The sequence below is a fragment of the Klebsiella sp. 141240 genome (genome assembly GCF_050600805.1).
Taxonomy (GTDB): domain Bacteria; phylum Pseudomonadota; class Gammaproteobacteria; order Enterobacterales; family Enterobacteriaceae; genus Klebsiella; species Klebsiella aerogenes.
Genome location: NZ_JAQIRK010000004.1, coordinates 340,138 through 363,891 on the forward strand (window position 1 = coordinate 340,138; position 23,754 = coordinate 363,891).

22 protein-coding genes and 3 tRNA genes are annotated in these 23,754 nt (G+C 55.0%); 10 read left to right on the forward strand and 15 right to left on the reverse strand.

Annotated elements, in window-relative coordinates; genetic code table 11:
- Nucleotides 1-126 precede the first annotated feature (126 nt).
- A complete protein-coding gene (locus PGQ95_RS10145; RefSeq protein WP_430917954.1) occupies nucleotides 127-696 on the reverse strand; it encodes an NTP transferase domain-containing protein in 570 nt (189 codons plus the stop codon).
- Between the two features lie 34 nt (nucleotides 697-730).
- On the opposite strand from PGQ95_RS10145, the gene yqeC reads away from it, so the two are divergent.
- Complete coding sequence (yqeC, locus tag PGQ95_RS10150) at nucleotides 731-1,489, forward strand: selenium cofactor biosynthesis protein YqeC (protein ID WP_087858452.1); 759 nt, start codon at nucleotides 731-733, stop codon at nucleotides 1,487-1,489.
- Nucleotides 1,490-1,531: 42 nt separating this feature from the next.
- Nucleotides 1,532-3,157, forward strand: coding sequence for a selenium-dependent molybdenum cofactor biosynthesis protein YqeB (yqeB, locus tag PGQ95_RS10155; protein ID WP_430917956.1), 1,626 nt, complete (start codon nucleotides 1,532-1,534; stop codon nucleotides 3,155-3,157).
- Nucleotides 3,158-3,237: 80 nt separating this feature from the next.
- Here yqeB and arcC read toward each other — a convergent pair whose 3' ends face one another.
- The 5 genes from arcC to ygeW form a co-directional block, all read right to left on the reverse strand.
- Nucleotides 3,238-4,170: a carbamate kinase gene (arcC, locus tag PGQ95_RS10160; RefSeq protein ID WP_325081533.1), complete on the reverse strand. Its 933-nt coding sequence runs from the start codon at nucleotides 4,168-4,170 to the stop codon at nucleotides 3,238-3,240.
- Between the two features lie 11 nt (nucleotides 4,171-4,181).
- Entirely contained in the window at nucleotides 4,182-5,588 is a 1,407-nt protein-coding gene (gene hydA / locus PGQ95_RS10165; RefSeq protein WP_430917959.1) for a dihydropyrimidinase, read from the reverse strand.
- A gap of 51 nt (nucleotides 5,589-5,639) precedes the next feature.
- The gene (locus PGQ95_RS10170; RefSeq protein WP_087858456.1) at nucleotides 5,640-6,851 is read right to left on the reverse strand and encodes a YgeY family selenium metabolism-linked hydrolase; all 1,212 of its coding nucleotides are present in this window, start codon (nucleotides 6,849-6,851) and stop codon (nucleotides 5,640-5,642) included.
- A 63-nt stretch (nucleotides 6,852-6,914) separates the two neighbouring features.
- Nucleotides 6,915-8,114, reverse strand: a complete 1,200-nt coding sequence (gene dpaL / locus PGQ95_RS10175; RefSeq protein ID WP_087858457.1) for a diaminopropionate ammonia-lyase — start codon at nucleotides 8,112-8,114, stop codon at nucleotides 6,915-6,917.
- A gap of 59 nt (nucleotides 8,115-8,173) precedes the next feature.
- Complete coding sequence (gene ygeW / locus PGQ95_RS10180; RefSeq protein WP_015366901.1) at nucleotides 8,174-9,361, reverse strand: knotted carbamoyltransferase YgeW; 1,188 nt, start codon at nucleotides 9,359-9,361, stop codon at nucleotides 8,174-8,176.
- A 485-nt stretch (nucleotides 9,362-9,846) separates the two neighbouring features.
- Here ygeW and PGQ95_RS10185 point away from each other — a divergent pair, with 485 nt between their 5' ends.
- The 4 genes from PGQ95_RS10185 to PGQ95_RS10200 all read left to right on the forward strand — a co-directional run bounded on the left by PGQ95_RS10185 (nucleotide 9,847) and on the right by PGQ95_RS10200 (nucleotide 15,124).
- Nucleotides 9,847-11,625, forward strand: coding sequence for a sigma-54 interaction domain-containing protein (locus PGQ95_RS10185; RefSeq protein ID WP_087858459.1), 1,779 nt, complete (start codon nucleotides 9,847-9,849; stop codon nucleotides 11,623-11,625).
- Nucleotides 11,626-11,905: 280 nt separating this feature from the next.
- The gene (locus PGQ95_RS10190; protein WP_087858461.1) at nucleotides 11,906-13,555 is read left to right on the forward strand and encodes an OFA family MFS transporter; all 1,650 of its coding nucleotides are present in this window, start codon (nucleotides 11,906-11,908) and stop codon (nucleotides 13,553-13,555) included.
- A gap of 148 nt (nucleotides 13,556-13,703) precedes the next feature.
- Nucleotides 13,704-14,339 carry a carbonic anhydrase gene (locus PGQ95_RS10195; RefSeq protein WP_015366898.1) on the forward strand — a complete coding sequence of 212 codons (636 nt, stop codon included), beginning with the start codon at nucleotides 13,704-13,706 and terminating at the stop codon, nucleotides 14,337-14,339.
- A 110-nt stretch (nucleotides 14,340-14,449) separates the two neighbouring features.
- Complete coding sequence (locus tag PGQ95_RS10200) at nucleotides 14,450-15,124, forward strand: carboxymuconolactone decarboxylase family protein (protein WP_430918058.1); 675 nt, start codon at nucleotides 14,450-14,452, stop codon at nucleotides 15,122-15,124.
- An 89-nt stretch (nucleotides 15,125-15,213) separates the two neighbouring features.
- On the opposite strand, the gene PGQ95_RS10205 is transcribed toward PGQ95_RS10200, so the two are convergent.
- From PGQ95_RS10205 to PGQ95_RS10215, 3 genes are all read right to left on the reverse strand, one after another.
- The gene (locus tag PGQ95_RS10205; protein WP_015366896.1) at nucleotides 15,214-15,423 is read right to left on the reverse strand and encodes a YdgH/BhsA/McbA-like domain containing protein; all 210 of its coding nucleotides are present in this window, start codon (nucleotides 15,421-15,423) and stop codon (nucleotides 15,214-15,216) included.
- A gap of 114 nt (nucleotides 15,424-15,537) precedes the next feature.
- Complete coding sequence (locus PGQ95_RS10210; RefSeq protein WP_430917961.1) at nucleotides 15,538-15,888, reverse strand: antibiotic biosynthesis monooxygenase family protein; 351 nt, start codon at nucleotides 15,886-15,888, stop codon at nucleotides 15,538-15,540.
- Nucleotides 15,889-15,909: 21 nt separating this feature from the next.
- The gene (locus PGQ95_RS10215) at nucleotides 15,910-16,596 is read right to left on the reverse strand and encodes a B3/B4 domain-containing protein (RefSeq protein ID WP_430917963.1); all 687 of its coding nucleotides are present in this window, start codon (nucleotides 16,594-16,596) and stop codon (nucleotides 15,910-15,912) included.
- A 43-nt stretch (nucleotides 16,597-16,639) separates the two neighbouring features.
- Here PGQ95_RS10215 and PGQ95_RS10220 point away from each other — a divergent pair, with 43 nt between their 5' ends.
- Nucleotides 16,640-17,242 (forward strand): cupin domain-containing protein, encoded by a 603-nt coding sequence (locus tag PGQ95_RS10220; protein WP_087858464.1) that lies wholly within the window; start codon nucleotides 16,640-16,642, stop codon nucleotides 17,240-17,242.
- Nucleotides 17,243-17,343: 101 nt separating this feature from the next.
- On the forward strand, nucleotides 17,344-17,661 hold the full coding sequence (locus PGQ95_RS10225; RefSeq protein ID WP_271032197.1) for a putative quinol monooxygenase: 318 nt from the start codon (nucleotides 17,344-17,346) through the stop codon (nucleotides 17,659-17,661).
- A gap of 52 nt (nucleotides 17,662-17,713) precedes the next feature.
- On the opposite strand, the gene PGQ95_RS10230 is transcribed toward PGQ95_RS10225, so the two are convergent.
- The 3 genes from PGQ95_RS10230 to PGQ95_RS10240 form a co-directional block, all read right to left on the reverse strand.
- Nucleotides 17,714-17,790: transfer RNA gene (locus PGQ95_RS10230), tRNA-Val, on the reverse strand.
- Nucleotides 17,791-17,793: 3 nt separating this feature from the next.
- Nucleotides 17,794-17,870: transfer RNA gene (locus tag PGQ95_RS10235), tRNA-Val, on the reverse strand.
- Nucleotides 17,871-17,873: 3 nt separating this feature from the next.
- Nucleotides 17,874-17,950, reverse strand: a tRNA-Val gene (locus PGQ95_RS10240).
- Nucleotides 17,951-18,199: 249 nt separating this feature from the next.
- Here PGQ95_RS10240 and PGQ95_RS10245 point away from each other — a divergent pair.
- Nucleotides 18,200-18,769, forward strand: a complete 570-nt coding sequence (locus tag PGQ95_RS10245; protein ID WP_015366891.1) for a TIGR00730 family Rossman fold protein — start codon at nucleotides 18,200-18,202, stop codon at nucleotides 18,767-18,769.
- Nucleotides 18,770-18,824: 55 nt separating this feature from the next.
- On the opposite strand, the gene mdtK is transcribed toward PGQ95_RS10245, so the two are convergent.
- A complete protein-coding gene (gene mdtK / locus PGQ95_RS10250) occupies nucleotides 18,825-20,198 on the reverse strand; it encodes an MdtK family multidrug efflux MATE transporter (protein WP_087858465.1) in 1,374 nt (457 codons plus the stop codon).
- Between the two features lie 230 nt (nucleotides 20,199-20,428).
- On the opposite strand from mdtK, the gene PGQ95_RS10255 reads away from it, so the two are divergent.
- The gene (locus tag PGQ95_RS10255; RefSeq protein WP_430917966.1) at nucleotides 20,429-21,064 is read left to right on the forward strand and encodes a riboflavin synthase subunit alpha; all 636 of its coding nucleotides are present in this window, start codon (nucleotides 20,429-20,431) and stop codon (nucleotides 21,062-21,064) included.
- Between the two features lie 50 nt (nucleotides 21,065-21,114).
- Here PGQ95_RS10255 and cfa read toward each other — a convergent pair whose 3' ends face one another.
- Nucleotides 21,115-22,263, reverse strand: a complete 1,149-nt coding sequence (cfa, locus tag PGQ95_RS10260) for a cyclopropane fatty acyl phospholipid synthase (RefSeq protein ID WP_015705219.1) — start codon at nucleotides 22,261-22,263, stop codon at nucleotides 21,115-21,117.
- A 298-nt stretch (nucleotides 22,264-22,561) separates the two neighbouring features.
- Nucleotides 22,562-23,746 (reverse strand): purine nucleoside transporter PunC, encoded by a 1,185-nt coding sequence (punC, locus tag PGQ95_RS10265; protein ID WP_430917968.1) that lies wholly within the window; start codon nucleotides 23,744-23,746, stop codon nucleotides 22,562-22,564.
- Nucleotides 23,747-23,754 lie beyond the last annotated feature (8 nt).

Here is a 23,754-nt window from a genome sequence, read left to right on the forward strand (position 1 = left end):
CCTGGCTTTGTGAATAGGCTCACGCTATGGTAATGAGAATTAAAATCACTCTATATTTTTATCCGGCGGGATTTCTCAAAATAAACGGCGAAATATCACAATGATAATTTCCCGACAAAGGCATGATTAATCCTGGTTTTGCAGGCGAATAAAATCAGCAGGGGTATCGATATCCCAGACCATTTGCGGAAAATCTAACTCCAGGCAGCGATGGCGGCTTTGTAATAACCGTTTGCGCATTGAGCCTGGTCCATCGAGAGTGATAAGTTGGCGCAAGTGCGTGCCGGCAATAAGAATGGGATGGCCCGGTACGCCTTGATATTGCGGAAGAAGAGCGCTGTCTCCGCGATGTTGCCACAGCCGCTGGAAAAGCGCAGGCGGCAGGCAGGGTAAATCGCCGAGGGTGATAAAACAGAAGTTGTTTCGCACCTGGCTTGCGCCGGCGCAAACAGAAGTAAACAGACCCTGTTGATAGTTGGGATTATAAACCAGGGTTATTTGCGGATGCGCCGAATAGCGTTGATGTAACTCCTCTGCGCGAAAACCGCTCACCAGAATAATACGCGAGCAGAATTGCAGGGCATTTTTTATACTTGCATCAAGTATTGTCGTTCCACGCCAGGGTAACATCATTTTCCACTGTCCCATCCGGGAGGACAATCCGGCGGCGGTAATAATACAATCGACCTGTCTCATACTCCTCCCTGAATAATGGAATCCTGGCCAGCGCATGGAAAATATACCGCATATGCAATCGCTGTTTTGTGATTTAGGCGTAAATGATGGTCCGCTGCTCATTTCCGCCGTCGGCGCGGGAGGCAAAACCAGTACCTTAATGTGGCTGGCGCAGCGTTTTCTTGAGTCTGGCCGGCGAGTTCTGCTCACCACGACTACCCATATGTATCTCCCGGCATCACTACCTGTGGTGATTTGCCGCGAACCGCTGGCGCTGCCTGTCGAGGTTTGGCAGCGGCCGCTGCAGGCCTGTTACGCCTCATGGCTCGCCCCTGCGGGTAAGGTTCGTGGGTTTAGCCCGCAACAGCTTGATGCGCTGGTTGCCGCGGGGCGCGTGGATGTGGTGCTGGTAGAAGCTGACGGGGCTCACGGTTTCGCTTTAAAAGCGCCAGCTGAGCACGAACCTTGCATACCTCAATCCTGTTGCTGCGTTATTGCCGTCATGGGGGCCTGGAGGCTCGGGCAAAACGTTGGGCCAGCGACCGTTCATCGCTGGCCCCTTTTTTCCCGGATCACCGGCGCGGCGCCGGATACGGCGCTGAGTTGGCCAATGCTGCATCGCTTAATTACGCATCCGCAGGGAGCGTTTAAAGGTGTTCCGCCATCCAGTCGCCGGATCCTGCTGCTGAATCAGCTTTCTCAAAATGAGAATTTACCGGAGGAGGCGCTGTTGCAGCAGTGGGGAATTAACGCACTGTGGGCGGGAGCAGTACAAGAGCAGCCCGCGATAACGCGACGACGAACAACAGAGTGACGCCCCGGCTTGGGCGCATAGCGGATATCCATTGAGGTTGTTATGAATATTTTCTCTGAAGCGGCAAAACTCGAAGCACAGAATCGCCCGTTTGCGCTGGCGCAGATTGTCGATAGCCGCGGCTCAACGCCGCGCCATTCGGCGCAGATGTTAATTCGTGAAGATGGTTCGATAGTCGGCACCATCGGCGGCGGCATGGTTGAGCGCAAAGTGATTGAACAGGCGCTGGAAGCACTCAGCGAAAAAGCGTCGCGCATGTTTCATGGGCGGATGGCGCGCAGCGGCAGCGATGCGGTCGGCTCCGATTGCGGCGGGGCGATGTCGGTCTATATTAGCGTACATGGCCTGCGCCCGCGTCTGGTGCTGATCGGCGCCGGGCACGTGAACCGCGCGGTGGCGCAAAGCGCGGCGCTGCTCGGTTTTGAGGTGGCGGTGGCCGATATCTATCCAGAGAGTCTGAACCCCGACTATTTTCCGCCGGCAACGCAGTTGCTGCATGCCGAAACCTTCAGTGAGGCGGTGGAAAATCTGGCGATCCGCGGCGATGACTTTGTGTTAATCGCCACCAATAACCAGGATCGTGAAGCGCTGGATAAACTGATTGAACAACCGGTCGCCTGGCTTGGGCTGCTGGCGAGCCGCCGTAAAGTCCAGGTGTTTTTACGCCAGCTGCGGGAGAACGGCGTTGCCGCAGAACATATTGCCCGCCTGCACGCGCCGGTCGGCTATAACATTGGCGCCGAAACGCCGCATGAGATAGCGATTAGCATTCTGGCGGAAATCCTGCAGGTAAAAAATCGTGCGCCAGGCGGCCTGCTGATGGCGGCTGCCACGCCTGCGCAGCAGCAGTTGGTCGCTATTCGCGGCGCCGGCGATATCGCCAGCGGCGTGGCTCTGCGCCTGTGGCATGCCGGGTTCAAAGTGGTGATGCTGGAAGTGGCGAAGCCGACGGTTATCCGCCGTAGCGTCGCTTTTGCCCAGGCCGTCTTCGACGGTGAAATGACGGTAGAAGGGGTGATGGCGAAGCGGGTGTCATCCGCTCAGGAGGCCATCCGGGTAATTGAAAATGGCGCGATCCCGGTATTGGTGGATCCGCTGTGCGAATCGCTGACTGAACTGCGCCCTGTCTGCGTGGTGGATGCCATTCTGGCGAAAGAGAATTTTGGTACGCAACGAGAAATGGCGCCAGTGGTTATTGCGCTGGGTCCTGGTTTTTGCGCCGGCGTGGATTGCCATGCGGTGATTGAAACCAATCGCGGCCATTGGCTGGGGCAGGTGATTTACGATGGCAAAGCGCAGGAGAACACCGGGGTTCCAGGTAATATTCTTGGCCATACTTCACGACGGGTGATCCGCGCGCCGGGGGCCGGGGTGATGCGCGCGAAGGTGGCGCTGGGTGATATTGTGAACGAAGGTGATATCATCGCCACCATCGGCGAGGCCGAGATTATTGCGCCATTAAGCGGTATGGTGCGCGGTTTGCTCAGCGATGGGTTAGTGGTCGAGAGCGGCTTTAAAATTGGCGATATCGACCCGCGCGGCGCCAGCGCCGATTTTACCAGCGTCTCCGATAAGGCGCGCGCCATCGGCGGCGGGGTGCTTGAGGCGCTGATGACGCTGATGAATAAAAGAGTAAAAGAGAAGAGTGAGTTATTGTCGGTGGCGTAGATAGCAGCACGAAACCGGTGTTGATGGCCTCAAAATCCCCGGTGGCGCTACCGCTTACCGGGGCTACATTCGGTGCCTTTTTACCCTTCAATGACCGTACCGGTTTTTCCTTCAATCCCTTCTTTGGCTTTATTTAATACGGTGATGAGCGCTTTGCGCCCCGGACGTGAACGGGCGAATGACGCGGCGGCCTCAACTTTCGGCAGCATCGAACCCTTAGCGAAGTGCCCCTCACGAATGAACTGTTCGGCATCGCTGAGCGACAGCTTATCCAGCCACTGCTCGTTGGGTTTGCCAAAGTTGATCGCCACTTTCTCGACCGCGGTCAGGATGATCAACATGTCGGCGTCGATCATCGCCGCCAGTTTAGCGCTGGCCCAGTCTTTATCAATTACCGCGCTGGCGCCGCGCAGATGATTGCCTTCGCGGATTACCGGGATCCCGCCGCCGCCCGCGGTGATCACCACGTGACAGGCATCCATTAGCGCTTTTACCGTCTCTTTCTCAATAATATCGACCGGCTGCGGCGAGGCGACAACCCGGCGATAGCCGCGCCCGGCATCTTCTTTCATGACGTAGCCCTGACGCGTAAGCTGTTCCGCTTCCTGCTCGGTGAAAAAAGAGCCGATAGGTTTGGTCGGATTTTTAAACGCCGGATCGTTGGCGTCGACTTCCACCTGGGTGATGATTGTCGCCACCGGGATATGCATCGATCGCGACAGCAGCTCCTCGCGCAGGGCGTTTTGCAGGTCATAGCCGATATAACCCTGGCTTAGCGCCACACAGACCGACATGGGCAGCATCGGGGTATGGGCCTCGGTTTTGGCAGCGGCTTCGAAGGCAAGGTTAATCATCCCAACCTGCGGGCCGTTGCCGTGGGTCACGACCACCTGGTGGCCCTGAGCTATCAGGTCGACAATAGCCTGCGCGGTTTGTTTGACGGCCTGCATTTGCCCGGCCAGATCCTCGCCAAGCGCGTTACCGCCGAGGGCGAGTACAATTTTCTTACTCATGAATGCCTCACTTAAGATGTGGTTCCGCTGACCGGAAGGTGAGCGGTAGAAAAGGGATCGCGGCGTAAGAAGCGCCCTTGGCCAGCGCTGCCGGTGAAGGTGCCGTTATCGAAAATAACCCGGCCATGCGATAAGGTCTGGCGAATCGCGCCCTGGCAAATAAAGCCCTCCCAGGGCGAATAGTCGGCGTTGTCATGCAACATCTCATGGCGGATCGTGGTGGTGCGCTGCGGATCGATTATGACGACATCGCCGTCTGCGCCGGGTGCCAATAGTCCTTTTTTCGGCCACAGGCCAAATAGCTTCGCGGGGGTGGCGCTGGTGAGCGCGACGAAACGCTGCGGTGAGATCCGCCCGGTCATGACGCCGTGGGAAAACATGAGCAACAGGCGGTTTTCCACCCCCGGTAGGCCGTTCGGACAGCGGCTGAAATCGCCGCCGGAGAGCTGCTGGCGTTGGGCCATCGAGAAAGCGCAGTGATCGGTCGCCACCACGTCGATCGAGCCATCGGCGATACCGCACCACAGCGCATCATTGTTGCTGGCGTTGCGCAGCGGCGGGCTTAACAAATAGCCCAGCGCGTCTTCGCGTTCATAGCACCGGTCGTCAAGCAGCAGATATTGCGGACAGGTTTCAATCCACACCGGCTGGTGCCGCCGCTGGGCGAGACGCAGATAATCCAGCCCCAGGCCGTTGGAGAGATGAACGATATACAGCGGCGCATTGTCGGCGAGCTGGGCGAGGTTGATCATCCGCGCGATAGCCTCCGCTTCACACTCCAGCGGGCGGCTAAGGGCGTGGTAGCGCGGCGCGGTTTTGCCGACCGCCAGAAATTCGGCCCGTTTACGGGCGATAGCGGCGTCGTTTTCCGGATGAACGGTGGTTAGCGCGCCGGCGCGGTGGAGATGGCGCATCGCCTGAAGCACTTCGTCATCGTTCAACTTATACTGGTAGGTCAGGTAGAGCTTGAAGCTGCTAATTCCGGCTTCCACCATCATCGGGATTTCATCGAGGATGGCATGGTTGATATGCTGGATAACGCCGTGAAAACTGTAGTCGATCACCGCTTTGTAGGCGGCATATCCGTGATAGGCCTCTAGCTGGTGACGAAGTCGGCAGCCGGCGGGGCCGAAGCCCATATGGTCGACGATAGTGGTGGTACCGCCGCAGGCGGCGGCGCGGGTGCCGGTGAAGAAATCATCGCAGCTGCGGGCATGCCCGGTATCGATATTAAAGTGAGTATGAACGTCAATGCCGCCGGGCATGACGTAGCAACCCGCGGCATCGATAGTCTGGCAAGGTTCGGTCGGGGTTATCCGTTCGGCGAGCTGGCTGACCAGGCCGTTTTCAATCAGCAGATCCTGTTTTGCCTGGCCGTCGGCGTTGACCACGATGCCGTTTTTAATCAGTACGCGCATAAAAACTCCAGACTCCCGCCGACGCGCGGCGGGAGGAATAACCGTACGAACTTACTCCGTTGCCAGCCAGCTCAGCGGGATTGCGGCGTACATAGCGGCGCAGGTCACCAGATGCTGTTTCCAGGTTTTTTCATTTGGCGCATGGGCTTCCGGCTCTTTACCCGGACCGAAACCGATAACCGGGATGCCGTGACGGCCCATGATGGAAACGCCGTTGGTGGAGAAGGTCCACTTGTCGACCACCGGCGCTTTACCGAACAGCCCTTCATAAGCGTTGCAGAGCGCGCGCACGGTGAAATGATCCTCTTCCACTTTCCAGGTCGGGAAGTAGCATTCCGTTGGATAAACCAGCCCGGTCCATGACGGACGCTCATAGTTGTACATTGAGACCACGGCGCCGGCCTTCTGCACGGCAGGCAGGGCGCGGATTTCATCCAGCGCGCCTTCCCAGGTTTCGCCCCAGGTCAGACGGCGGTCGATAGAGACCGCGCAGCTGTCGGCAACCGCGCAGCGGCTTGGCGAGGTGAAGAAAATTTCTGAAACGGTGAGGGTGCCTTTACCCAGGAACTCATCGTTGCCCAGGTTATGGGAGAGCTCCTGCAGCTCGTTAAGAATCGGCCCCATTTTGAAAATCGCATTATCGCCGCGCTCCGGCGCCGAGCCGTGGCAGCTGACCCCCTGGACATCGACACGAATCTCCATACGCCCGCGCTGGCCGCGATAGATTTGGCAATCCGTCGGCTCGGTACTGACCACGAATTCCGGGCGAATGCCGGACTGTTCGATGATGTACTGCCAGCACAGACCGTCGCAATCTTCCTCCTGAACGGTACCGGTCACCAGCAGGGTATATTCATCTTCCAGACCGAGATCTTTGATGATTTTTCCAGCGTAGACCATCGACGCCATCCCGCCTTCCTGGTCAGACGCGCCGCGCCCACCGATCAGTTCGTCGGTTTCCATTCCCTGATAGGGGTCAAAGGTCCAGTTCTTGATGTTACCGATGCCAACGGTATCGATATGCGCGTCCATGGCGACCAGTCGCGGGCCGTGGCCGATATAGCCCAGCACGTTGCCCATCGGGTCGATCTCGACTTTATCGAAGCCGACTTTTTCCATCTCTTCTTTAATACGATGCACGACGCGTTTTTCGTCACAGCTTTCGCTGGGGATGGCGATCATATCGCGCAGGAAGCGGGTCATATCCTGCTGGTAGTGGTTTGCTTTTTCGACAATCAGTTTGAAAGGAATGTGCTTAGCCATGAATTAACTCTCCGGTCCTGGTTTCCCGCTTCGCGGGATGAATATGTTGAATAAGTTGAACGTTTATTGTGCTGCCGGCAGTTTGCCTTCCCAGACGACCTCGCGGTAATGCTGCACGTCGGTGTCGCCTTCAGTGCTGATGACCAGCACCACGGAGTGAGTATCAAGCCCCAGCTTGTTCATTAGCGCCTGGCGCTCGGGATGGAAGTGGACGGCGGCCAGCGTTCCGAGCCCGACGGCGCCGGATTCCCCGGAGATAACCCGGTGGTCATTGCCGACAGGATTACCGAGTACGCGCATACCGAGGGCGGCCACGGCATCCTGGCAGGAGATAAATTGGGTGGCGCAGTTGCGCAGGATTTCCCAGCCCAGCGGGTTAGGTTCGCCGCAGGCCAGTCCTGCCATGATGGTGGCCATGTCGCCGCCGACGTTGACGATGTCGCCTTTTACCCCGGAGCGATAGATGCAGTCCGCCAGTTCAGGTTCCACAATCACCGAGTGCAAATCGCGGGCGCCGAAGACGTCGACCAGATAGCCGAGCACGCCGCCTGCCATCGCGCCGACACCGGCCTGCAGGAAGACGTGGGTAGGGCGAGCAATGCCCATCGCCGCCATCTGTTCTACCGCTTCATCGGCGAGGGTGGCGTAACCTTGCATAATCCAGGTCGGGATTTTGGTGTAGCCTTCCCATGCGGTGTCCTGTACCACTTCCCAGCCGTTTTTCTGTGCGGTTTGCATGGTAAAACGCACGGTATCGTCGTAGTTCATATCAGTAACGATACATTCCGCGCCGAGGCGCAAAATGGCATCCACGCGTTCCTGCGCTGACCCTTTCGGCATGTACACCACCGCGTTTTGCCCTAGCTGCTGGGCGGCCCAGGCGACGCCGCGCCCGTGGTTGCCATCGGTGGTCGTGGCGAAAGTCATCTTCTCTTTGATGGTGGATTTGAGGGTATCAAACGAGAAAGCGTTAATATCGAGATGGTATTTTTCGCACAACAGTTGGGCGATGGCGTAGGCGCCGCCGAGCATTTTGAAGGCGTTGAGGCCAAAGCGCTGGGATTCATCTTTTACCAGGATGTTCTTTACGCCGAACAGCGTCGCCAGTTCCTTCAGGGCATACAGCGGCGTCGGTTGGTAACCGGCGATTTTTTGATGAAAATGGCGCGCCTGTTGCGCCTGCTGACGAGAGAACAGCGGCGAAGTTTCACCGGTAAAGAAACGGTTGTCGGCAATATCCATTTTCAGCGAAAAAGCAGACATATTCTGTCCTTATCCTTCTTTGGAGTCGGGAAAGCCGGCCCGCAGACCGGCTCGCGAAGTTATTTGATGCGTTTTTGCGCGTCCTGTAGCAGTTGTTCCAGCAACTGACCGGGTTTGGCATATTTGCGACAGAGGATCATGGCGGCGATGATGTATGGCTTCCAGCTGGCCTCTTTATAGGTGGCGATACGGTATTTCTCGAACACCGCTTCGGTGACTTCGCCCTCCTCGCAGGAGACGCCGGTAATATCCGCCGGCAGGCAGTGCATATACAGCGCGTCACCGTCTTTGGTGTGCTTCATCATCTCTTCGGTACAGTGCCAGTCTTTGTGATTGGCGTTCTGGGCGAGACAGGCTTTTTCCAGCGCTTTCAGCCCGTCATGGTCGTTGGCGCGCAGTAGCTCGGTGCGCTGTTCCATCACTTTGTATGGCGCCCAGGATTTCGGGTAAACGATATCGGCGTCTTTAAAGGCTTCCGCCATATCGGTGACCTGACGGAAGCTGCCGCCGGATGCCGCGGCGTTTTTCTTCGCCACTTCGATAACATCCGGGATCAGATCGTAGCCCTCAGGATGGGCGAGGGTGACGTCCATACCGAAGCGGGTCATCAGGCCGATAATCCCCTGCGGAACGGAAAGCGGTTTGCCGTAGCTTGGTGAGTAGGCCCAGGTCATGGCAATTTTTTTACCTTTCAGATTTTCCAGCGAGCCGAAGTGCTCACGCAGCCAGGCCAGGTCGGCCATCGCCTGCGTCGGATGGTCAATGTCGCACTGCAGGTTAATTAATGCCGGGCGCTGCGGCAGTACGCCCTGTTTGTGACCGTCATCCAGCGCTTCGCCGACTTCACGCATATAGGCGTTGCCGGCGCCGAGGTACATATCGTCGCGGATACCGATAGCGTCAGCGCAGAAGGAGATCATATTGGCGGTTTCACGTACCGTTTCACCGTGGGCGATCTGCGACTTGCCTTCGTCGAGGTCCTGCTGCGCCAGGCCGAGCAGGTTTAACGCCGAGGCATAAGAGAAGCGGGTGCGGGTCGAGTTATCGCGAAAGACCGAAATACCCAGTCCGCTGTTAAAAACTTTGGTCGCGATGTTTTCCGCCCGCAGCGTTTTCAACGCCGCGGCGACATCCAGCACCTGCTTCAGCTCGTCCGGCGATTGCTCCCACGTCAGCAAAAAGTCTTTTTCATGCAGGTTAGAGTTGAGCTTATTGATATCCTTGATCAGTTCGTTAACAGTTTTCATATTTCGATCCTGGTAGTGAATGACGGCTTATTGATTGCTGTGCAGTCGAAATGACATTGATGTAAGTGGCGACGGCCAGCGCTGTATTACCACTAACAATAAGCGTGCCAGTTATAATTGAGTCGCGGTGGCTGAGCAGAAAAGCCGGAAATTATGCGAGGCGGGTCACGAAAAATGGCTTATAACGCTCACTTGATGGAAATGAAATTCATTTGCCAGTTGTTACGGCAAATTAAATTTGAGCCATCAGACAAGCGTAGATATCGATCTGCGACGATGAGTTTGTCACCAAAATGATAATTTTGACCTGCGGATTATCATATTGAGAGGAAAATGTGATACCTCTTCCATATTTTCTTTAAGCTGTAAAAAAGCGCAGGGTTGGCACCTTTTTTCAGGTCGGCCGGCGGTAGTATGATAAACGCAGAATAAAAAGAGTCGATCTTCAGCATTCTCTTTCGGCTACTGATATTAAAAGGTCAATTATGATTCCCTCCAATTCGCTATCCGTTTTAATGCAGATTCAGCCAACGATTCAACGTTTTGCCCGCATGCTCTCCAGCGTGTTACAACTCGAAGTCGAGATTGTCGACAATACGCTGTGCCGGGTCGCCGGTACCGGCGCCTACGGTAAATTCCTGGGGCGAAAATTAAATACAGATTCGCGACTTTTACGTTACATAATAGAAACAAAAAAAGAAAAGGTCGTAACTCATTCGCGTTTTGATCCCTTGTGTAAAGGTTGTACCAATAAAGAGAACTGTAAAGAGAAGGCATTTCTGGGTACCCCGGTGATTTATCAGGAACAGTGTGTCGGGGTTATTAGTCTGGTCGCCTTAACTCGCGAACAGCAGGAGCGCATTAATGACAACCTCCACGAGTTCTCAGATTATGTACGCCACGTTTCTTCAATATTTGTCTCCCGCCTGTTAGAAGACCAGGGTGGGGGAGACAATATGCTTAAAATGTTTTCCACCATGATTGAAAACATGGATCAGGGCGTGCTGGTGGTTAGCCAGGATCAAAAAGTTAAATTTGCCAATCAGGCGGCGATGAAAATCCTTGGCGCGAATCACGGCAGTATGATTGGCAAAACTATTCATTTTCGTCCGCTGACTTTTGCGCAAAATTTTATTCGCGGCCATGTTCAGCACGTGATTTCATTTGATGATAAGAAAGAACTGATTATCGGTCAGCTGCACGCTATTCAGGATCAATGGCTGTTCTTAATGGCCTTCCACCAGTCGCATTCGTCAGCCGATCTGGCGCCACCGCAGGATGGCCCGCAGATTGAACAGATGGTTGGCGAATGTCGGCCAATGCGTCAGCTGAAAAAACTGATTACCCGCGTGGCGCCAAGCCCGTCGAGCGTGATGATCGTCGGTGAAAGTGGGACCGGCAAAGAGGTGGTTGCTCGCGCGGTGCATAAGCTGAGCGACCGACAGGCGAAGCCTTTCATTGCGATCAACTGCGCGGCCATCCCCGAGCAGCTACTGGAGAGCGAGCTCTTTGGCTATGTCAAAGGCGCATTTACCGGGGCCTCGGCCAATGGTAAGACCGGTCTGATTCAGGCGGCTAATCACGGCACGCTGTTTCTTGATGAAATCGGTGATATGCCATTAACCCTGCAGGCCAAGCTGCTGCGGGCGATTGAATCGCGCGAAATTCAGCCGGTGGGCGCCAGCCACCCTGTACCGGTCGATATCCGCATTATTTCGGCCACCAACCAGAACCTTGAGCAGTTCATTGCCGAAGGGAAATTCCGCGAGGATCTGTTCTATCGGCTTAATGTCATCCCGCTGCGCCTGCCGCCGCTGCGCGAGCGTCAGGATGATATCGAATTGCTGATTCACTATTTCCTGCATCTGCACACCCGTAGGCTGGAGCTGGTCTATCCCGGCGTGTCCCCGGAAGTCATCGCCTTACTGAAGAACTACCGCTGGCCGGGCAATATTCGCGAGCTGAGTAACCTGATGGAGTATCTGGTTAACGTGGTTCCCTCCGGCGAGGTGATTGATCTTTCGCTGCTGCCGCCAAATCTTATCAGCAGCGGCAAAGTCACCGAGCGGGAAAGCACCCGGGCAGCGCCAGCCAGCGTTGCGAAAGAAGAAGAGGGGGGAACGGCGCTGGAGGAGATGGAAAAACAGATGATCCGCGACGCCCTGACGCGCTATAGCAATAAAAAGCAGGCCGCCGATGAGCTCGGGATCGGCATTGCGACGCTGTATCGCAAAATTAAAAAGTATGAGCTGGTCGGGGTTTGATAAGCCGTATCACTCTGAGAGCAACGTTTATCAAAATCGCCGATCGTTATTGATCTGGCAACGAAAATGCCCTTATACGCGGAAAAGAGAAAATCACTACCGCTGATTTTCTCTTTTTTTACGCCTTTGAACTTCATCTCGCCAGTCCTTATCCGCTCTGCTTGCTCGCTTCAGTCGCCATTTTCTGTTCGTTTTTTCAGCGGCTGGCATTGTTCTTGCCTTTACCGTTTGCCATCGGCTGCTGCGATAGCCGGCAAACAAACATGATAAGGACAGGAACATGGTGCAGATAAATGAGAATCTCGCGACTCCGCCCGTTTCATCGTTGAGTCGTTTTTTTGCTAAGCCCCGCATTATTGCTAAACCTGGATTTAACCGCTGGCTGGTCCCACCCGCGGCGCTGGCGGTGCATTTGTGCATTGGCATGGCCTACGGCTTTTCCGTCTATTGGCTGCCAATGTCGCAGCTGATCGGCGGCAGCGCGCCGCTGCAGTGTCCGGTCGATATGTCGTTCTGGCAGCAACTGGTTACCCGCCAGTGCGACTGGAAAATTTCCCTGCTCGGCTGGACCTATACGCTATTCTTCGTTTTTCTCGGCTGCTCCGCGGCGCTCTGGGGAAGCTGGCTGGAGAAGGTTGGCCCGCGTCTGGTGAGTTTTGTCGCCACCCTCTGCTGGTGCGGCGGCCTGCTGCTGGCGACCGCGGCAATCTATTTTCATCAGCTGTGGCTACTGTGGTTGGGCGCCGGCGTGATTGGCGGCATTGGCCTGGGGCTTGGCTATATCTCGCCGGTCTCAACGCTGTTGCGCTGGTTCCCTGATAAGCGAGGGATGGCCGCGGGAATGGCGATCATGGGCTTCGGCGGCGGGGCGCTGGTGGGAGCGCCGCTGGCGAATTGGCTAATCAATTTTTTCGCCGATGGTCAGGAAAGTGGGGTATGGCAAAGCATCCTGGCGCTGGCGGTGATTTATGCGCTGTTCATGCTCTGCGGCACTTTTGGTTACCGTCTGCCGCCAATGGGCTGGCATCCGCGCGGCGCGAAGGCGCAGCAAGCCATCAGCAAACAGCCAACTATTCAGGTTCACGTCAGCGTCGCGTGGCGTACCCCGCAATTCTGGCTGCTGTGGCTTGTGCTGTGGCTCAACGTTACCGCCGGGATTGGCATTCTCGGCATGGCCTCGCCGATGCTGCAGGAGATTTTTGCCGGAAAGCTACTATCCCTGGATCTGGGCTGGCAGGAACTCAATGCAGAACAACTGAAGCGCATCGCGACAATGGCGGCGGGATTTACCGGCCTGCTCAGCCTGTTTAATATTCTGGGGCGCTTTTTCTGGGCTTCTGTTTCCGATATGTGCGGCAGGAAAGCCACCTTCGCGCTGATCTTCTTTCTGGGAACCCTCCTTTACGGCACACTGCCGTTGATTAACCACGGCGGCTACGTGGCGTTTTTTGTCTGTGCGCTCTGCGTGATTATCTCTATGTACGGCGGCGGTTTCGCGACCATCCCGGCATATCTTGCCGATGTATTTGGCTCACAAATGGTTGGCGCGATCCATGGTCGTCTGCTGACTGCCTGGTCGGCGGCCGGGATCAGCGGCCCGGTGCTGGTCAACTATTTGCGCGAGTACCAGCTGGCGCAAGGCGTGGAACCCGCGAGAATTTATGACATCACGCTGCTGGCGTTGACCGGGTTGCTTATCATCGGCTTTATTTGTAATCAGCTGGTTCGGCCGATTCCGCAGAAATATGCCATGACCGCGGAGCAACAGCAGCAGGCGAGGGGGCTGTATACTATCAATAAAGACGCGCAGCTGAGCTGGGAACCGACGCCCGCGCCGCTGCTGCTGACGCTAAGCTGGCTGGCCGTCGGTATACCCTTGCTGTGGGGAATGGGCACCACCTTGCAACAAGCGGTGAAGTTCTTTATGTAGACCCACAGAGGCGAGCACCCAACGGGCAGGTTGGGTGCTTATTGCACAGCTATTATCAATAACGATTCCCATTCTGCGCTTCGGTGATACACTAGCTAAATGTGATCTTTGTCATATCGTAATTACTACAGAGAAAAGAGACACTGCTATGCAACATATCATTGAGGGCTTCCTCAACTTCCAGAAAGAGATTTTCCCGCAACGCAAAGAGCTCTTCCGCAGCCTGGCGTCGAGCCAAAACCCAAAAGCGTTGTTCATCTCTTGTTCTGATAGCCGCCTGGTCCCGGAGCTGGTTACCCAGCAGGAGCCAGGGCAGCTGTTCGTTATTCGTAATGCCGGTAATATTGTTCCCTCTTTCGGGCCGGAGCCGGGCGGCGTGTCTGCAACTATTGAATATGCCGTTGTCGCCCTCGGTGTGACGGATATCGTTATTTGCGGTCACTCTAACTGCGGCGCGATGAAAGCCATCGCCACCTGCCAGTGTCTGGAACCAATGCCTGCCGTTTCCCACTGGTTACGCTACTCCGACGCGGCGAAAGCGGTGGTAGAGAAGAAAACCTGGGCCAGCGAAACCGATAAAGTGAACGGTATGGTGCAGGAAAACGTTATTGCCCAGTTGAACAACATTAAAACGCATCCGTCGGTTGCGGTTGGCCTGCGCGACAAAACCCTGCGTCTGCACGGCTGGTTCTATGATATTGAAAGCGGCGATATTCGCGCACTGGATAAAGACACCAAAACCTTCGTTTCACTGTCGGAAAACCCGGAAGTCTACTTCGAATAATATCCTCCAGGGCAAGGAAGCCCTGTGCATCGTTATAAATAATTCATGAACCCATCTCATAGGTCTGTTCGTTTTTGCCTGGCTAATCAACCCCCCGCTAACTTTCTATAATCGTCTTCTCCTGTCGACACTTTCCGTTTGGAGAACAAACGATGCAAAACCCATTGAACGCGCGCCAACAGGCGCTGATCCCGGTTGCCGCCCTGGCCGCTGAAGGCAATATCGAGGAATTGGCCTCGGCGCTGGAGACCGCGCTGGATACCGGCCTGACGATAAATGAATTAAAAGAGACGCTGGTGCAGCTGTACGCCTACTGCGGCTTTCCGCGTAGCCTGAATGCGCTCTCCTGCCTGATGAGGGTGATAACCGAGCGCCAGGCGCGAGGCGTTATTGATAACGAGGGTGCGACAGCGGCCCCGTTACCGGAGAACTGGGATAGCCTGCAGGCCGGTAGCCGTAATCAGACACAACTGGTAGGGCAGACGGTCAGCGGGCCGCTATTTGATTTTGCGCCAGCCATCGACTGCTATCTGAAGGCGCATCTGTTTGGCGATATCTTCCAGCGTGACGTCCTGGATTGGTCGACGCGCGAGCTGGCGACGATCTCAATGCTGGCCGCACTAACAGGCGTGGAAAGCCAGCTGAAGAGCCATTACGCGATTAGCCTACACAACGGGCTGACGGCGCAGCAGCTGCGTGGATTTATTGACGTGCTGGCGACAAAAGTTAGCGCCGAAATAGCGGAAAAGGCCTCGGCGGTACTGGAGCAAGTGGCAGGTAGTTGAAGCATCGGTGGAGAGGACAACGACATTGTCGTAGCTGAAAAGCAGCGCGGCGCGCCAGAAATAAAGCCTGGCGCGTCACACTCGCACTTTTATTTGCTCAGTTCGGCAGTCATATAGACGCGGTTATTGAACTGGGCGCTGGTGATTTTATAAGACGCGCCTTGCTCGGCAGCCTGGGCGGCAATTTTCGCTTCCGCACGGTCGAGGGTTGAAGCGGTTGCCGTCACGCTCTGGGCAAAAGCACCGAATGACATCAGGGACAGCACGGTAACTGCAGCAAAAGTTTTGATGGATTTCATGGTCATATTCCTTAAAGATTTTGTTTGGTGAGGAGCGCTGTTGCTCCGATGTGATAAGAATAGAACCAATGATGATTGTTTAAAATCGAAACAATTTGCCTATCTTGTTCAAAATCACTGATGTTGTGTTTGATAGCGTAGTGGATACTCCGCAAGTGGATGGGGCAGGTTCATATTATGGCTGCCCTCAATCTCGGCAACGATGGTTTGATAACCGGCGATCCAGCGTTGCCCCTGAGCTTTGGCCTGCTGGTGTTGCAGATGGTTCATCATCATTTCCATAGACTCTCGGTCGCGCCAGTAGTAGTTGTTGATGATTCGGCCGCTGGCGGCATCATGATAGCTCTCCATACCGATAAATCCCTCCAGCGACTGGGTATAGCGCTCGATCTCGCCGTCCAGTTGATAAAAGTCATCGTCGTACTCTTTCTTCTCAAAGATAAAACTGGTTAAAAATAGTGACATTACCTGCTCCTGTGTCTGACTTTATAGGCTGATTAGCGTGGACTGGTGGCTCAAGCCGGGCATCATCTGCTCCAGCCCCCCGGTAAGCATGCGGCCGGCCTCATGCAGTGCTTCGAGCGGCATCTCTGGCAGACTTTCCAGAATAAACCACATCTGCGGGTCGCGAGCGCTCAGGCGGGTACGAACACCCTGTCGCCAGTTCCAGCGGCGGCAGGTCACGCCGCGATCGTCACGCCAAATGACTTCTCCCGATTCCGGTGATTCAACGGCGGCTAAGCCTTCCTTCATCGTATCAAAGGGCTCAGAGCCGTCGGCGATGACCAGACGCGGCGCGCCGCAATAGGCGGCGATGTTCTCGCCGCCGACGGGAACGGCATACCGCAGGCTGACGGCATTGTAGAGGTCAACGACCGGGTCAATTGCCGGCATGGCGCCATCGCGAAGTACGCGTTTACGCAACGCCTCTGCGGAACAGGGCGTACGTTTCGGTTTAGCGCCAAACGCTTTGAATACCGTAGACCATGCCGCGAGATGGTCCTCCGCCCATGCGGGTTCTCCGGCTAATACTGCCTGACAGGCTGACGCCAGCGCGGCTTCACCGATAGAAGCATCACCTAGCGGCGCAGCGTTGACGGTAATACTCAGCGCCCGAAACCCAGGAGCGATCCCGGCTAACTGTGGGCTAATTGACGGTAATGGGTGAGACATTGCATAATCCTGTAATGACTGATTTAGAGCATAATATCGACCGATGAATGATAAAGTCAATATAACGACCGATAACAGTAACGATCTAAGCCGCATTAATGAGGCGGTATCGCGGCGTATTAAGCAGTTTCGACGCGAAAAGAAGATCTCTCTCGACGAGCTTTCCCGTCGCGCCGGCGTCAGTAAAGGGATGCTGGTGGATATCGAAGGGTGTAGGGCGAATCCCAGTATCGCGCTGTTGTGCAAAATCGCTGCGGCGATGGGGGTGTCGGTGGCGGAGTTTGTCAACGTTGCCAGTGAGCCGATGGTTCATCTTATCGACCGTGATGCGATTCCGGTATTATGGCGCGGCGAGCAGGGCGGCAGTGCCAGGCTGCTGGCCGGCACCAGCGGACCGGATATGCTTGAACTCTGGCAGTGGCGGATGTTGCCTGGCGAATCGTTCCGTTCACCGGGGCATCCGGCCGACACCTACGAACTGCTATACGTGACCGAGGGAGAACTCACCCTGACGGTGAATAATGACCCATATCAGGTGGCTGAAGGGTGTTCTGCGGTAGCACGTACCGATGTGCCACATGAATATTGTAATTTCAGTCAGTTGCCCGTCGTCTTTACCATGACGGTGTATGAGAAAGGGCGCTGACGCGGACTCTGGCGTAATTCTGGCTTCACCACTACGCTGAATAATTCACGCCCTGGATAGATATAGCCTCCAGGGGAATACGGTGAGCCAGAGGAAACCTTATGAGTGAAGTCAAAATTGTTGCCACGCTAACTCCCCATCCTGAATATATCGATACCATCAGAGAGGCGGCATTAGCCATGGTGCCGCCGACGCACAGAGAAGCAGGGTGCCTGCAATATGACCTGCACGAAAGCCGGGAGATCCCTGATGTCAGGCAGCTTTCCCGGCAAGGAAAGATCTCATTTGTGTTTATTGAGCGTTGGCGTTCGGAAGACGATCTGAAACAGCACGTTGCGATGCCCTATCATGACGATTTTCTGGCGATTCTGGAGGGTAAACTGGAGAGTATTCAGGTACAGCGGCTAATGGCGTTATAGATAAAAAAAGAGGAAAGAAGAGAAGTGCGCACCAAATCAATAACGATTGAAATGGTGCGTCCGAGTGGACTCGAACCACCGACCCCCACCATGTCAAGGTGGTGCTCTAACCAACTGAGCTACGGACGCATATGGTGCGTTTAATTGGACTCGAACCAACGACCCCCACCATGTCAAGGTGGTGCTCTAACCAACTGAGCTATAAACGCGAATGGTGCGTTCAATTGGACTCGAACCAACGACCCCCACCATGTCAAGGTGGTGCTCTAACCAACTGAGCTATGAACGCAATGTTGTGGTGACAACGGGGACGCATATTAACGGCAGGGAGGCCGTGTGGCAAGAGGCAAACGTCACTTTTCTTGCAGAATAGACGCGTTTGCAGAACTTTTATCCATATCGCCCATATTTTACTGATGATAAAGGATATTTCTTCAGCAATCTCCAGCTTCGTTGCGTTTTTCTGCCCGGATTGGCAGGGGAGACGCTCACCGACTTTATGCTAGAGTGTGCGGCAAATAAACGACGGAGCGCAGTAATGAAAGCAATTGGCATTTTTTGTGGTTCTTCTACCGGGGAAAACCCGATTTATCAGGTTTACGCGCAACAGGTTGGCAAGGCGCTGGCGCAAGCCGGGGTGGAGCTCGTATATGGCGGCGGTAAAGTAGGACTCATGGGCGCCGTGGCAGACGCTGCATTAGAACACGGCGGGCGGGTCATTGGCGTGATGCCGCGCGGGCTGGTGGAGCGTGAGATTGCGCATAGCGGATTAAGCGAGCTGCATGTCGTTGAGAATATGCATGAGCGCAAAAACAAAATGTCGCTGCTGGCGGACGGCTTCATTGCCATGCCGGGTGGAGCCGGAACGCTGGAAGAGATTTTTGAACAGTGGACCTGGGCGCAGCTCGGTATTCATGAAAAGCCCTGTGCTTTCCTGAACGTGAACGGCTATTACAACCCGCTGCAGGCGATGGCGGAAAAAATGGCCGCCGAAGGGTTTATGCATCGCCGCTATGCTGAGATGCTGACTTTTAGCGATGATGTACAGGAGATTTTAACCGCATTCCATCGCTATACGCCGCCGCAGCGCAAATGGCTTGCGAAGTAGCGCTATTAAAGGGCAAACCGTTTTATCGGCTTGCCCTTTTCTTTAGCGTTTCTGGTTAGCGCGCGGCGCGCTGCAGGATCACGCTTGACGGCTGACGCTGCAGGAAGCGCATGCGCAGCATCATCATGATGGCAGCGGAGGTCAGGCCGATGATAAATCCGCACCAGAATCCCGCAGGCCCCATCCGCGGCACCACAATATCGGTCAGCGCCAGCAGATAACCGCTTGGCAGGCCTAGCACCCAGTAAGCGGTAAAGGTAATAAAGAAGATCGACCGGGTATCTTTATAACCGCGCAGAATACCGCTGCCGATCACCTGGATGGAGTCGGAAATCTGATAAATCGCCGCCAGCAGCATCAGCTGTGAGGCCAGTAACACGACCTCCGGGTTATCGTTGTAAAGCAGGGCAATCTGCTTACGCATCAGGATCGTGAAAATCGCGGTGATCATCGCCATGCAGACGCCCACGCCGACGCCGGTACGCGCTGAAGTCTGGGCATCCAGCGTCGAGCCCTGGCCGAGGCGAAAGCCAACGCGGATGGTCACCGCCGCCGCCAGTGAGAGTGGCAGAACGAACATCAGCGAACTGAAGTTAAGGGCGATTTGATGCCCTGCGACATCGATAATCCCCAATGGCGAAACCAGCAGCGCCACAACCGCGAACAGCGTGACTTCAAAAAACAGCGCCAGCGCGATCGGCAGGCCTAACTGTACCAGCCGTTTTAATACCGAAAAATCAGGTTTACTGAAACGCTCAGCGCAGCGGATATCGCGCATTGAGCGCGCGCGGCGCACCCAGGCCAGCATGCTGGCAAACATGACCCAGTAGACCGAGGCGGTCGCGACGCCGCAGCCGATGCCGCCAAGTTCCGGCATACCGAAATGACCATAGATAAAAATGTAGTTCACTGGAATGTTGACCAGCAGGCCGATAAACCCCATCACCATTCCGGGCTTGGTTTTTGCCAGCCCTTCGCACTGGTTACGCGCGACCTGGAAGAACAGATAGCCCGGCGCGCCCCATAGCAGCGCACGCAGATACCCCACCGCTTTGTCGGCAAGCTGTGGGTCGATGTTGTGCATCGAGCTGATGATATAGCCTGCGTTCCACAGCACCACCATCACCAGTACGGAGACAAAACCCGCCAGCCAAAAGCCCTGGCGTACCTGCTGGGCGATACGATCGCGGCGACCGGAGCCATTGAGTTGGGCGATAACCGGCGTTAGCGCCAGCAGCAGACCGTGGCCAAACAGGATGGCCGGTAGCCAGATCGAGGTGCCGATAGCCACGGCGGCCATATCGGTTGCGCTGTAGCCGCCGGCCATCACCGTATCGACAAAGCCCATCGCCGTCTGGGCGACCTGCGCCAGAATGACCGGGATAGCCAATGCTAATAACTGACGCGCTTCTATAAAGTACTTCTGCACGTGAACACCTTTATATTGTTGTTATTTTGAGACTAAAAAAGCCGCCTTAAATGGCAGCAAGAAGAAAATACAGGAGGAATTTCCAGTCTATTGTAGCGAGGATTAGCCATTAAGCCAGTGAAAAAATGGTGGGGGCACGATGCGCGCTGGCAACCTGTTTGGTCAACTGTTATTGTTCCGCGTATATATAACGGTAATGATACCGTCACGATTCTCAACAGGAGCAAAGTATGTTTACTGGTATTGTACAGGGGACTGCGAAAGTGGTGTCCATCGATGAGAAACCGAATTTCCGCACCCACGTGGTGGAGCTGCCGGCGCATATGCTCGACGGCCTGGAGACCGGTGCTTCGGTGGCGCACAATGGCTGTTGCCTGACCGTTACCGAAATTGACGGCCCGCGAATCAGCTTTGATTTGATGAAAGAGACGCTGCGTATCACTAATCTTGGCGCTATCCATGAAGGTGATATGGTCAACGTTGAGCGAGCGGCGAAATTCAGTGATGAAATTGGCGGTCATTTGATGTCGGGCCATATTATGACCACCGCCGAGGTCGTTAAAATCCTCACCTCGGAAAATAATCGCCAGATTTGGTTTAAGGTGCAGGACCCGGCGTTGATGAAATATATCCTGTATAAAGGGTTCATTGGCGTCGACGGTATTAGCCTGACGGTTGGCGAAGTGACCCCGACTCGTTTCTGCGTGCACTTGATTCCGGAAACGCTGCAGCGCACGACGCTTGGCGTGAAAAAACTCGGCGATAAAGTGAATATCGAAATCGATCCGCAGACTCAGGCGGTCGTGGATACCGTGGAGCGCGTGCTGGCGGCAAAAGAAGCGGCGCAAAAAAACGCCGAGGAATAATCAAAAAAGCCCCCGTAGAAGCGTATTTCTGCGGGGGCTTTTTTGCGAGTCTAGCGGGCTACGCGCAGGCCGTGTTCAACACCGCGCGAGAAGACGACCTGCCAGAGCTGAATATCGCGGGCGCGGAAGGCACCGGCGCAGGCATTCAGATAATAGGTAAACATGCGTTTGAAACGGTCTGAATAGTTATCGGCAATATCCGGCCAACTGGCAAGAAAACGCTCGTACCAGGCCATCAAAGTAGTGTCGTAATCGGCGCCAAAGTTATGCCAATCTTCCATCACAAAATGCTTCTCGCTGGCATCGGCAATATGGCGTACCGACGGCAGGCAACCGTTAGGGAAGATATATTTATTAATCCACGGGTCGACGTTGTGATCGGTAATTTTTGAGCCGATGGTGTGCAGCAGAAAACGACCGTTTGGTTTTAAATTACGATCGACAACTTCAAAATAAGTGGCGTAATTTTTAGGCCCCACGTGCTCGAACATCCCGACGGAGACGATACGGTCAAAACTCTCATGGAGATCGCGATAGTCCTGCAGCAGAATATTGACATCTAATCCTGCACAGCGCTCCTGCGCCATTTTTTGTTGTTCGGCCGAAATGGTCACGCCCGTCACGCTGACATTATAGTTTTTGGCCATGTAATAGGCCAGTCCGCCCCAACCGCAACCGATATCCAGCACTTTCATTCCCGGTTCAAGCTGCAGTTTGCGACAAATAAGATCTAATTTATCCTGCTGCGCCTGCTCCAGATTTTCGGCCTCTTTCCAGTATCCGCAGGAATATTGCATATAGGGATCGAGCATGCGGTGGAAAAGGTCGTTGCCTAAATCGTAGTGTTCTTTACCCACAATCCAGGCGCGTTTTTTACTTTGCAGATTGAACAGGCGAGCGCCAGCGATACGTAGCGTATCTTTGAAATGGTGGGGGAGTTGCTTATCCAGCCCGGCGCGCAATACCTTGTGAAAGAATATATCCAGGCGTTCGCATTCCCACCAGCCGTCCATATAGCTTTCGCCTAATCCGAGAGACCCTTCCTGTAACACACGTTTAAAAAAGAGCGGGTTTTTTACCCGGATATCGGAGGGTGCGGAACCATTGATTTCAATTCCGGCACGGCCCAATAATTCAGCTGCAATCCGGTACCAATCATCGTTTGGTACACTTACTTCTTCTATACACGATGAACTCATAGCTTCTCCATCACGCCCAAGTGATCAGAACCTTAAAACAGCGTAGACGCTTTTTTGGCTTTGTGAGAAATCTCACGAAAAAATCGTGAGGGTGCTATCCGACGTAGAACAGAGGAAGGGAGATAACCCTTGCCGAAAGGCCTTCCATGGTGAAACGGGCTGCTTCCTGCCCCCGTTAATATCTAAAAAACTTTCTATTTATGTGATGCCGGATCCAGTATAGGCCGCTAAAAACCGCCTTTCAATAAAAATATATTAGCAGGCTAATGACTGGTCCGGGATTTCCTTTAAAAAATCATCAAGCGTGAGAGGATTCGTTCACTAACTGCACGCGTCGTTGCTGCATCCAGAAACCGATGCCTGCCAGGACGATGGAAATCAACATCACGCTGGTGGTGGTCAGAAGCGGAGTGGCGATAAGGCTTGATACCAGCAGGCTTGCCAGGAAGCACAGGCCAAGCTGCAGCGTATTCTGCAGGGCGGCGGCGCGGCCGGTCGCTTGTGGAAAAGGTTTCAGCGCCTGGGCGACGACGATAGGGTAAATCCCGCCATTCACAATCGCCATGATGCAAAACGGAATCATTAGCGCAACCAGCGACGGATGAGCCTGCATTCCGGCAAGCCAGGTCGCCGCCACGCTCAGCGCAAAAACAACCAGCAGCCAGGGCAGCATCTGATGACCCTGCCATTTTTGCAGCGCCGCGCGGCAGCCGTAACCGCCGATCAGGAAGGCAATAGTTTGCGGCACGTAGCTGAGACCAATCACCGTTGGGCCATAACCCATTTCATGAAGGATAAACGGCGAGCCGGTGAGCCAGGCGAAGAAGCTGGCGGAACACGCCGCATAAATGAGCACGTTACCGCTATATTCACGTGAACGCAGCAGGGCCATAAAGGTGAGTTTTTGCGGCGTTTCGCCAGCAGGTTTTACCACCGCCTTCAGACGAAAAGCCGGCAGCATCAACAGTAAGGTGATAGCGAACAGGGTGGCGAAAATAGCCTGCCATTCCAGATGAACTAACAGCCAGCTGCCGAGTAACGGCGCCAGCGCCGGAGAGAGCCCGACCAGCGGCATGATCGTCGCGAAAATGCGGTTGGTGCGCTGGGCTGGATAGTAGTCGGTCACCATCGCCTGCCAGGTCACCGCGGCGGCGCATACGCCAATCGCCTGGATAAAACGCAGTACCAGCATCAGCGTCGCGTCGCGTACCCACAGCATCCCAAGACAGCCAAGAGCGAAGATAGCCAGCCCGGCGAGCAGAATCGGTTTTCGGCCATAGCGGTCCGACAACGGCCCCCAGAACAGCTGGCCGAGCGCGAAGCCCGCGAGGAATAAGCTCAGGCTGGCGCTAACCGATGCGGCAGAGGTGTTGAGGTCTTGCTGAATGGCGGCAAAAGCCGGTAGATACATGTCGGTGGCCAGAAAGCCAAGCACGCTCAGGCCGCCCAGCCACACTAAAAATCCTTTCCCAGGTTGTTGCATAACGTTCT